Genomic DNA, 9,103 nt, shown 5'->3' with positions numbered 1-9,103 from the left:
CATCACCGTGTAGAACTCCGACACCCCCGCATTGGTGATCCACCGCTTCACCCCGTTCAGCACCCAGAAGTCCCCGTCCCGCACCGCCCGGGTCCGCATCCCCGCCGCGTCCGACCCCGCCTCCGGCTCCGACAGGCAGTACGAGAACATCCCCTCCCCCCGCGCCAACGCCCCCAGATACCGCTCCTTCAACTCCCGCGACCCCGACAACTGCACCGGCAACGACCCCAGCTTGTTCACCGCCGGGATCAACGACGACGAGGCACACACCCGCGCCACCTCCTCGATCACGATCACCGTCGCCAGCGCATCCGCCCCCGCACCCCCGAACTCCTCCGGCACGTGCACCGCATGCAGATCACTGCCCCGCAACGCCTCCAGCGCCTCCTGCGGGAACCGCCCCAGCTCATCCACCTCCGCCGCGAACGGAGCGATCTTCGCCTCCGCCAGCGACCGCACCGCCTCCCGGAGCATCCCGTGCTCCTCGGAGACCCGGAAGAGATCGAAGTCCGCCGCCCCTGCGCTGCCCGCCATGATGCCCGCCTCTTCGGAGAGTCGTTTTCGGAGAGTCGTTCCGCCGTGGAACCGGTTAATGACCGTTCAGTAGATCCTAGGCCTCCGACCTGCGGCTGCCTAGGTCGGTCGACGTCCGCGCCGGGAGTGTCACCGCCGTTCCCCGGGGCGTCCGCGGGTCCGCGCGGGGCTCCGTGATCAGCGGCCGGGGCCGGGGCGTGCAGGAGGGTCCGGGTCTCCCCCGGCGGCCGGATAGCATCGGTGGGCGCGGCTGCCGACCGGAGCCGTGCTGCTCGTCGCCCGCCCGAAGGGGAAACCGTGACCCTCCGCATCTCCGTGATCGGCACCGGCTATCTCGGCGCCACCCACGCCGCCGCCATGGCGGAGTTCGGCTTCGAGGTGCTGGGGCTGGACATCGACCCGGAGAAGATCGCCACCCTGACCGCCGGCCAGGTCCCGATGTACGAGCCGGGCCTGTCCGAGCTGCTGCTCAAGCACGTGGCGGGGCACGAGGGTTCGACCGGACGGCTGCGGTTCACCACCTCCGCCCAGGAGGCCGCCGAGTTCGGCGACGTGCACTTCGTCTGCGTCAACACCCCGCAGCGCAAGGGCGAGTTCGCCGCGGACATGTCGTACGTGGACGCCGCGATCGACGCGCTGGCCCCTCACCTGACCCGCCCGGTCCTGGTCGTCGGCAAGTCCACCGTGCCGGTCGGCTCGGCGGGCCGGCTGGCGGAGCGGCTGGCCGCGCTGGCCCCGGTCGGCGAGGGGGCGGAGCTCGCCTGGAACCCGGAGTTCCTGCGCGAGGGCTTCGCCGTCCAGGACACCCTGCGCCCGGACCGGATCGTGGTCGGCGCCCGCAGCGAGCGCGCCGAGCGGCTGCTGCGCGAGGTGTACGCCGAGCCGATCGCCGCCGGGGTGCCGTTCCTGGTCACCGACTACGCGACCGCCGAGCTGGTGAAGACCGCCGCCAACTCCTTCCTGGCCACCAAGATCTCCTTCATCAACGCGATGGCGGAGGTCTGCGAGGCGGCCGGCGCCGACGTCACCCAGCTGAGCGCGGCGCTCGCGCTGGACGAGCGGATCGGCGGCAAGTTCCTCAACTCCGGCCTGGGCTTCGGCGGCGGTTGCCTGCCCAAGGACATCCGGGCGTTCATGGCCCGGGCCGGCGAGCTGGGCGCCGACCAGGCGCTGACCTTCCTGCGCGAGGTCGACTCGATCAACATGCGCCGCCGCTCGCGGATGGTCGAGCTGGCCCGCGAGCAGTGCGACGGCGGCTTCCTGGGCCGGCGGGTCGCCGTCCTCGGCGCCGCGTTCAAGCCCAACTCGGACGACATCCGGGACTCCCCCGCGCTCAACGTCGCCGCCCAGATCCAGCTCCAGGGCGCGCAGGTCACCGTCTACGACCCCAAGGCGGTGGACAACGCGCGCAAGATGTTCCCGAGCCTCGCCTACGCCTCCTCCGCCCTGGAGGCCGTCGAGGGCGCCCATGTGGTCCTGCACCTCACCGAGTGGCAGGAGTTCCGCGAGCTCGACCCGGCCGTCCTGGGCGCCGTGGTCGCCGAGCGCCGCCTCCTCGACGGCCGCAACGTCCTCAACGCCGACGCCTGGCGCGCCGCCGGCTGGACCTACCGCGCCCTCGGCCGCCCGAGCTGAGCCGTCCGCCGTCCGGGGACCGGGCAGGACCCGGCCGGGGCAGGACCCGGCCGGGGTGCCGTACGGCCCGTCTCAGCCCCGGACCGGGCCGAGACGGGGGATCTCGATGGCGGGGCAGCGGTCCATCACCATCTCCAGACCGGCCGCCCTGGTCCGCTCGTAGGCGGCCTCGTCGATCACGCCGAGCTGGAACCAGACCGCCTCGGCGCCGATCGCGGCCGCCTCGTCGGCGACCTCGCCGGCCAGGTCGGAGCGGACGAAGACGTCGACCACGTCGACCTCGAAGGGGATGTCCGCCAGGGAGGCGTACCCCTGCTCGCCGTGGACCGTCTCCGCCTCGGGGTGCACGGGCACGATCCGCTTGCCGAAGCGCTGCAGCACCTCGGCCACGCCGTAGGCCGCGCGCCGCCGGTTGGACGACAGGCCCACGACGGCCCAGGTGTCGCCCAGCTCGGTCAGGATCCTGCGGACCGTGTCCTGGTCGCCTTCCATGCACTGCCTCCTCGTGTCCGGGGCACCCGCGGCCGCCGGCGCCTTCCCTCCGGCCCCAGCGCGGCCGCGGGTCCGGTCATTCCCGCCGCTCAGCCGTCCAGGCCGTGCAGACCGAGGGTGGCGAGGGACGGGGCGCGGCCCTCGGCGCGCAGCCGGGCGGCGGCGGCCTCGGCGTCGCGCAGCACCCGGACGGCGTTGTGCCAGGTGAGCTTCCCGAGGTCGGTCTCGGACCAGCCGCGGCCCAGCAGTTCGGCGATCAGGTTGGGGTAGCCGGCGACGTCGTCGAGGCCGTCCGGGAGGAAGGCGGTGCCGTCGTAGTCGCCGCCGATGCCGATGTGGTCGATGCCGGCGACCTCCCGCATGTGGTCGAGGTGGTCGGCGACGGTGGCCACGGTGGCGACCGGGCGGGGCCTGGTCCGCTCGAAGGCGCGCTGGCAGGCCATCCCGGCGGGGGTGGTGGCGAGCGGGTCGAAGCCGTGGGCGCGCATGTTCTCGTCCGCGGCGGCGGTCCACTCGATGGCGGCGGGCAGGATGAACTTGGGCACGAAGGTGGCCATCGCCACGCCGCCGTTGCCGGGGAGCTGGGCGAGGACGTCGTCCGGGATGTTGCGCGGGTGGGGACAGACGGCGCGCGAGGAGGAGTGCGAGAAGAGCACGGGCGCCTCGCTGACCCGCAGGGCGTCGCGCATGGTGTCGGCGGAGACGTGCGAGAGGTCGACCAGCATGCCGAGCCGGTTCATCTCCCGGACGACCTCCTCGCCGAAGGCGGTGAGGCCGTTCGCGACCGGCTCGTCGGTGGCGGAGTCGGCCCAGGGGGTGTTGTCGTTGTGGGTGAGCGTCAGGTACCGGACGCCGAGCGCGTACAGGGCGCGCAGGGTGGCGAGCGAGCAGTCGATGGAGTGGCCGCCCTCGGCGCCGATCAGGGAGGCGACCCGGCCCTCGGCGCGGGCGGCCTCCAGGTCGTCGGCGGTGAGCGCGAGGCGCAGCCGGTCGGGGAAGCGGTCGACCAGGGCGTGGACGAAGTCGATCTGTTCGAGGGTGGCGCTGACGGCGTGGTCCCCGGCGAGCCGGCTGGGCACGTAGACGGACCAGAACTGCGCGCCGACCCCGCCCGCGGCGAGGCGGGCGAGGTCGGTGTGCAGGCGGTCGCTCTGGTCGGCGGACAGGTCGAGCGCGTCGAGGTCGTAGCCGGCCTGCTCGCGCATCGCCCAGGGGAGGTCGTTGTGGCCGTCCACCACGGGGGTGGCGCGGAGGACGGCCTTGGCGCGCTCCAGCAGAGCGGGGGTGGAGTCCAACAGCTCAGAGGTCATACGAGCTGTTCTATCCGATATGACTACTTTCCAAAGCCGAAGGAGGAGGAACCCGCCACCTTGGCCCGAAGCTTCTTGCCCTTCTCGGTGGCCTGGCCGTTCAGCTCGGCCTGGAAGTCGGTCATCCGCTCGGTCAGCTCCGGGTCGAAGGCGGCCAGCATCCGGACCGCCAGCAGGCCCGCGTTGCGCGCGCCCGCCACCGAGACGGTGGCCACCGGCACGCCGGCCGGCATCTGCACGATCGACAGCAGGCTGTCCATGCCGTCCAGGTAGCGCAGCGGCACCGGGACGCCGATCACCGGCAGCGGGGTGACCGAGGCGAGCATGCCCGGCAGGTGGGCGGCGCCGCCGGCGCCGGCGATGATCGCCTTCAGCCCGCGCCCGTGGGCGTTCTCGCCGTAGGCGACCATCTCGCGCGGCATCCGGTGCGCGGAGACGACGTCGACCTCGTAGGGGATCTCGAACTCGTCGAGGGCCTGGGCGGCGGCCTCCATCACGGGCCAGTCGGAGTCCGAGCCCATGACGATGCCGACCAGCGGGCCGCGCGCCTCGGCGCTCGACGAGGGGTGGGAGGTCATTCGGTGATCGTTCCTCGCAGGTAGGCGGCCGCGTGGCGGGCGCGCTCGCGGACGTCGTCGAGGTCGTCCCCGAAGACGTTGACGTGACCGACCTTGCGGCCGGGCTTCACGTCCTTGCCGTACATGTGGATCCGCAGACCGGGGTCGCGGGCCATGCAGTGCAGGAAGGCGCGGTACATGTCCGGGTAGTCGCCGCCCAGGACGTTGACCATGACGGTCCACCTGGCGCGCGGCCGGGGGTCGCCGAGCGGCAGGTCGAGGACGGCCCGCAGGTGGTTCTCGAACTGCGAGGTGACGGCGCCGTCCTGGCTCCAGTGCCCCGAGTTGTGCGGCCGCATGGCCAGCTCGTTGACCAGGATCCGGCCGTCCCGGGTCTGGAACAGCTCGACGGCGAGGTGGCCGGTGATGTCCAGCTCGCCGGCGATCCGCAGGGCCAGCTGCTGGGCCTCGTCGGACAGCGCCGGGTCGAGGTCCGGGGCGGGGGCGGTCACCTCGGCGCAGACGCCGTTCTCCTGGACGCTCTCCACCACCGGGTAGGCGACGGCCTGGCCGCTGGGCGAGCGCACCACGTTGGCGGCCAGCTCGCGGACGAAGTCGACCTTCTCCTCGGCGAGCACCGGGACGCCGGCCAGGAACGGGGCCGCGGCCTCCGTCTCGTCGCCGACCACCCAGACGCCCTTGCCGTCGTAGCCGCCGCGGACGGTCTTCAGCACCACCGGGTAGCCGGCGCCCTCGCCGGCGAAGGCGGTCACGTCCGCCGGGTCGGCGACCAGCCGGTGCCGGGGGCAGGGGACGCCGATGGAGTCGAGCCTGGCCCGCATCACGCCCTTGTCCTGGGCGTTGACCAGCGCCTCCGGGCCGGGCCGGACGGCGATGCCGTCGGCCTGGAGGGCCCGCAGGTGCTCGGTCGGCACGTGCTCGTGGTCGAAGGTGATCACGTCACAGCCCTCGGCGAAGCGCCGCAGGGTGTCGAGGTCGCGGTAGTCGCCGAGGACGACGTCGGAGACGACCTGCGCCGCCGAGTCCTGGGGAGTGTCGGCGAGGAGCTTGAACCGGATCCCGAGCGGGATGCCCGCCTGGTGTGCCATGCGGGCAAGCTGCCCGCCGCCGATCATGCCCACCACTGGAAAATTCGCGTTGCCCGGGGAAGTCACCCCGCCAGGATATCCGGGCCGGTCGGAGGCCGTGGAACCGCTCCCCGCCCAGCCGCGTCCCAGGGGACGGGCCCGGCCGGACGTGCAGGAGGGGCTGAGCCGATCGGTGGAACCGGGTAGCCTGGTCGGCCAGGTCCTGATATGCGCGATCCGATCATGTGCGTGCACGCAGGGCTCAAGGGGTTGACAGCGCCCAGGCCGTCGACACCCTTCCGTCCGCAGGCACACAGGCACACGGAGGCAGCCCGGTATGGCGACGACCACGGCGTCGGAACCCTCGCTGGCGCAGAAGCTGCGCGGCCTGTCGGGCGAGGCGGTGAAGTTCGGCCTGGTCGGCCTCAGCGGTGTCGTGGTGAACTTCGCCGTCTTCTGGGTCTGCCTCAACGGCCTGCACCTGGCCTCGCTGCGCTCCAACATCGCCGCCACCCTGGTCGCGATCGCCACCAACTACCTGGGCTACCGCTACTGGCTGTACCGGGACCGCGACGCCGCCTCGCGCAAGCGGGAGATCACGCTGTTCCTGGTGTTCAGCGGCGCCGGCATGCTGATCGAGACCGGTGTGCTGGGCTTCTCGGTGTACGTGCTGGGGCTCTCCTCGCACTTCCAGCAGCTGGCCGCGAAGGTCCTCGGGCTGGGGCTCGGCACGGTGTTCCGCTTCATCTCGTACCGGACCTGGGTGTTCAAGGCCGTCCCGGAGCCGACCGAGGAGCAGCTCGCCGAGGCGCGCGCCGCCCAGGCCGCCCCGGACACCGGGGTGGTCGCGCAGGCCGAGCTGATGCTGGCCGCCGAGCAGATCCGGCTCGCCAAGGCCGAGTAGCACCCGGCGCCCCGCCCGTCCCCCGTCCGCCCCGGTTGCCGCCGCGGCCGTCCCGGGAGGACAGTGGTGACGGAGGGCGAGCACGGCCGGCGAACGATCGAGGCCGCGGGGGACCCAGGAGGCTCGCCATGACCTTCGTCCAGATCATCGAATGCCGGACCGACCACCTCGAAGAGCTCAACGGCCTGCTGGACCGCTGGGCGGACCAGACCGAGGGCCGGCGCACCGTCGACCACGCGATGGTCGCCACCGACCGCTCCGACCCGCGGCACGTGGTGGAGATCGTCGAGTTCGCGTCCTACGAGGACGCGATGCGCAACTCCGGCCTGCCGGAGACCGACCGGGTCTACCGCGAGCTGGTCGCGCTCTGCGACGCTCCGCCCACCTTCACCGACCTGGACGTGGTCCGGGACACCGAGCTCTGACGCCGCCCCGCGGGCTCACCCCTCGCGCTGGCTGCGGCCGAGGAAGAGCGCGAACACCGCCGGCCGCAGCGAGAGCAGCTCCAGCCGTCCGCCGTCCGCCTCGGCGAGGTCGCGGGCGACGGCGAGGCCGATGCCGGTCGAGTTGCGGCCGCTGACCGCGCGCTCGAAGACCCGGTTGCCCAGCTCGGCCGGCACGCCGGGGCCCTCGTCCTGCACCTCGACGACCACCGACGTCCCGGAGGGCCGCACCCGCAGGGTGATCGTGCCGGCCCCGTGCATCAGCGAGTTCTCGATCAGGGTGGCCAGCACCTGGGCGACCGTGCCGGGGGTGCCGACGGCGGTGACCCCCCGCAGGCCCTCGACCTGGAGCACCCGGCCGGTGCCGCGCAGCGACGGCCCCCACTCCTCGACCTGCTGCTTCACCACGTCGTCGAGGTCGAAGGCGACGGCGGTGGGGCTGCGCGGGTCGCGCTGGGTGGTGAGCAGCCGCTGGACGACGTCGGTGAGCCGCTCGACCTGCTGGAGGGCGATGGTCGCCTCCTCCTTGACGGTCTCCGGATCCTCGGCGAGCGCGGTGATCTCCTCCAGCCGCATGGAGAGCGCGGTGAGCGGGGTGCGCAGCTGGTGCGAGGCGTCGGCGGCGAGCCGGCGTTCGGCGGTGAGCATCCGGGCGATCCGCTCGGCGCTGGTGTCGAGCACCTCGGCGACCCGGTCGAGCTCGGGCACGCCGTAGCGGCGGTCGCGCGGGCGCGGGTCGCCGGAGCCGAGCCGCTCGGCGGTCTCGGCGAGGTCGGTGAGCGGGCGGGCGAGCCGTTTGGCCTGCCAGACGGCGAGGGCGACGGCGGCCTGCACGGCGAGCAGCGCGACGACGCCGAGCAGCAGGAGCATGTTGGCGATCTCGTGGTCGACCGCCTCGCGGGACTGCTCGACGGTGACCGTCTCACCGCTGGCGCCGCGCTCGACGGCCCTGAGCAGGTGGTTGCTGTCGGGCCGGTGACCGCTGGAGACGATGCCCTGGCCGGGGATGTCGACCTCGACGTACTGGCCCTCGGAGACCTGGTTGACGAACTTGTCGCCGGTGACCGGCTCCTTGGCGGCGAGCCGGTTCTCGACCAGGGCGAGCACCCGGACGGCGGCGGCGTCCACCCGGTCCTGGGCGCTGTTGACGATGGTGCGCTTCTCGACCAGCGCGAGCGGGACGCAGAACACCACGACCACCACGAGGACGACGCACAGCAGCGAGTTGATCATCCGGCGTTTCACGCTGCCGCTCCCCGTGGTGGTACCTGCCCCCGGAGGGGCCTAATTCTTCTCGAACCGGAAGCCGACCCCGCGGACGGTGGCGATGTAGCGGGGGTTGGCGGCGTCGTCGCCGAGCTTCTTGCGCAGCCAGGAGATGTGCATGTCCAGGGTCTTGGTGGAGGTCCACCAGGTGGTGTCCCAGACCTGCCGCATGATCTCCTCGCGGGTGACCACCCGGCCGGCGTCGCGGACCAGCACCCGCAGCAGCTCGAACTCCTTGGCGGAGAGGGTGAGCTCCTCCTCGCCGAGCCAGGCGCGGTGCGACTCGATGTCGATCTTGACGCCGTGCGCGCCGGTGGTGAGCTGGTCGACGTTGCCGCGCCGCAGCAGGGCCCGGACCCGGGCGAGCAGTTCGGCGAGGCGGAAGGGCTTGGTGACGTAGTCGTCGGCGCCGGCGTCCAGGCCGACGACCGTGTCGACCTCGTCGGCGCGGGCGGTGAGGACCAGGACGGGGCAGCTGCGGCCGTCCGCGCGCAGCCGGCGGCAGACCTCCAGCCCGTCCATCTCGGGCAGGCCCAGGTCGAGGACGACGAGGTCGACCTCCTCGCCGAGCCCGGCGGCCAGTGCGGACGGCCCGTCCTCGCGGACGAGCACCTCGTATCCCTCGCGGCGCAGTGCCCGGGCGAGCGGTTCGGAGATCGCCGGGTCGTCCTCGGCGAGCAGCACACAGGTCATGTGGTGATGGTAGTCGGCCCGGGTATGCCCATTGGTGCCGTGAGGTAGTTCACACTGCGTGATCGTTATACGGAGTGCAATCGCGCCCCAACCGACACGCCCGGGTCGCCCGTTCGGTGAAGATCCTTCGTTTTGATCTTGCATCTGAAGGAATTTGGCCTGCCCTACCATGGATCAACGA

9 protein-coding genes and 1 pseudogene are annotated in these 9,103 nt (G+C 72.5%); 3 read left to right on the top strand and 7 right to left on the bottom strand.

All coding sequences use genetic code 11. The features are described from left to right. On the bottom strand, nucleotides 1-534 hold a 534-nt coding region (locus ACFVVL_RS06545; protein ID WP_387671720.1), incomplete at its 3' end, for an acyl-CoA dehydrogenase family protein. A gap of 297 nt (nucleotides 535-831) precedes the next feature. On the opposite strand from ACFVVL_RS06545, the gene ACFVVL_RS06540 reads away from it, so the two are divergent. Beyond that, nucleotides 832-2,169, top strand: coding sequence for a UDP-glucose dehydrogenase family protein (locus ACFVVL_RS06540; RefSeq protein ID WP_380290639.1), 1,338 nt, complete (start codon nucleotides 832-834; stop codon nucleotides 2,167-2,169). Nucleotides 2,170-2,241: 72 nt separating this feature from the next. On the opposite strand, the gene ACFVVL_RS06535 is transcribed toward ACFVVL_RS06540, so the two are convergent. From ACFVVL_RS06535 to ACFVVL_RS06520, 4 genes are all read right to left on the bottom strand, one after another. Beyond that, nucleotides 2,242-2,661, bottom strand: coding sequence for a CoA-binding protein (locus ACFVVL_RS06535; RefSeq protein ID WP_387671718.1), 420 nt, complete (start codon nucleotides 2,659-2,661; stop codon nucleotides 2,242-2,244). Nucleotides 2,662-2,750: 89 nt separating this feature from the next. Next, nucleotides 2,751-3,971, bottom strand: a complete 1,221-nt coding sequence (locus tag ACFVVL_RS06530; protein ID WP_380290642.1) for a dipeptidase — start codon at nucleotides 3,969-3,971, stop codon at nucleotides 2,751-2,753. Between the two features lie 23 nt (nucleotides 3,972-3,994). Then, complete coding sequence (gene purE, locus ACFVVL_RS06525; RefSeq protein WP_380290643.1) at nucleotides 3,995-4,549, bottom strand: 5-(carboxyamino)imidazole ribonucleotide mutase; 555 nt, start codon at nucleotides 4,547-4,549, stop codon at nucleotides 3,995-3,997. Next, nucleotides 4,546-5,637 (bottom strand): 5-(carboxyamino)imidazole ribonucleotide synthase, encoded by a 1,092-nt coding sequence (locus ACFVVL_RS06520; RefSeq protein ID WP_387671715.1) that lies wholly within the window; start codon nucleotides 5,635-5,637, stop codon nucleotides 4,546-4,548. Before ACFVVL_RS06520 ends, purE begins: the two co-directional genes overlap by 4 nt. Before the next feature lie 316 nt (nucleotides 5,638-5,953). Here ACFVVL_RS06520 and ACFVVL_RS06515 point away from each other — a divergent pair, with 316 nt between their 5' ends. Beyond that, nucleotides 5,954-6,520, top strand: coding sequence for a GtrA family protein (locus ACFVVL_RS06515; RefSeq protein ID WP_387671713.1), 567 nt, complete (start codon nucleotides 5,954-5,956; stop codon nucleotides 6,518-6,520). A 128-nt stretch (nucleotides 6,521-6,648) separates the two neighbouring features. After that, nucleotides 6,649-6,942 (top strand): annotated as a pseudogene (locus tag ACFVVL_RS06510) (ester cyclase); the annotation flags it as partial. Nucleotides 6,943-6,960: 18 nt separating this feature from the next. On the opposite strand, the gene ACFVVL_RS06505 reads toward ACFVVL_RS06510, so the two are convergent. Then, nucleotides 6,961-8,208, bottom strand: a complete 1,248-nt coding sequence (locus tag ACFVVL_RS06505; RefSeq protein WP_380290648.1) for an ATP-binding protein — start codon at nucleotides 8,206-8,208, stop codon at nucleotides 6,961-6,963. Between the two features lie 39 nt (nucleotides 8,209-8,247). Further along, a complete protein-coding gene (locus ACFVVL_RS06500; RefSeq protein WP_030300686.1) occupies nucleotides 8,248-8,922 on the bottom strand; it encodes a response regulator transcription factor in 675 nt (224 codons plus the stop codon). Nucleotides 8,923-9,103: the final 181 nt, after the last annotated feature.

This window comes from Kitasatospora sp. NPDC058115, assembly GCF_042884635.1.
In the GTDB taxonomy this organism is placed as follows: domain Bacteria; phylum Actinomycetota; class Actinomycetes; order Streptomycetales; family Streptomycetaceae; genus Kitasatospora.
The sequence above is the reverse complement of the archived record's forward strand: the minus strand, read 5'-3'. Positions and strand labels throughout refer to the sequence as shown.

What these genes read in the sequence shown, in the direction of transcription:
- ACFVVL_RS06535 (WP_387671718.1), bottom strand. Translation starts at nt 2,661, where the DNA reads ATGGAAGGCGACCAGGACACGGTCCGCAGGATCCTGACCGAGCTGGGC.
- ACFVVL_RS06530 (WP_380290642.1), bottom strand. Translation starts at nt 3,971, where the DNA reads ATGACCTCTGAGCTGTTGGACTCCACCCCCGCTCTGCTGGAGCGCGCC.
- purE (WP_380290643.1), bottom strand. Translation starts at nt 4,549, where the DNA reads ATGACCTCCCACCCCTCGTCGAGCGCCGAGGCGCGCGGCCCGCTGGTC.
- ACFVVL_RS06520 (WP_387671715.1), bottom strand. Translation starts at nt 5,637, where the DNA reads ATGGCACACCAGGCGGGCATCCCGCTCGGGATCCGGTTCAAGCTCCTC.
- ACFVVL_RS06515 (WP_387671713.1), top strand. Translation starts at nt 5,954, where the DNA reads ATGGCGACGACCACGGCGTCGGAACCCTCGCTGGCGCAGAAGCTGCGC.
- ACFVVL_RS06500 (WP_030300686.1), bottom strand. Translation starts at nt 8,922, where the DNA reads ATGACCTGTGTGCTGCTCGCCGAGGACGACCCGGCGATCTCCGAACCG.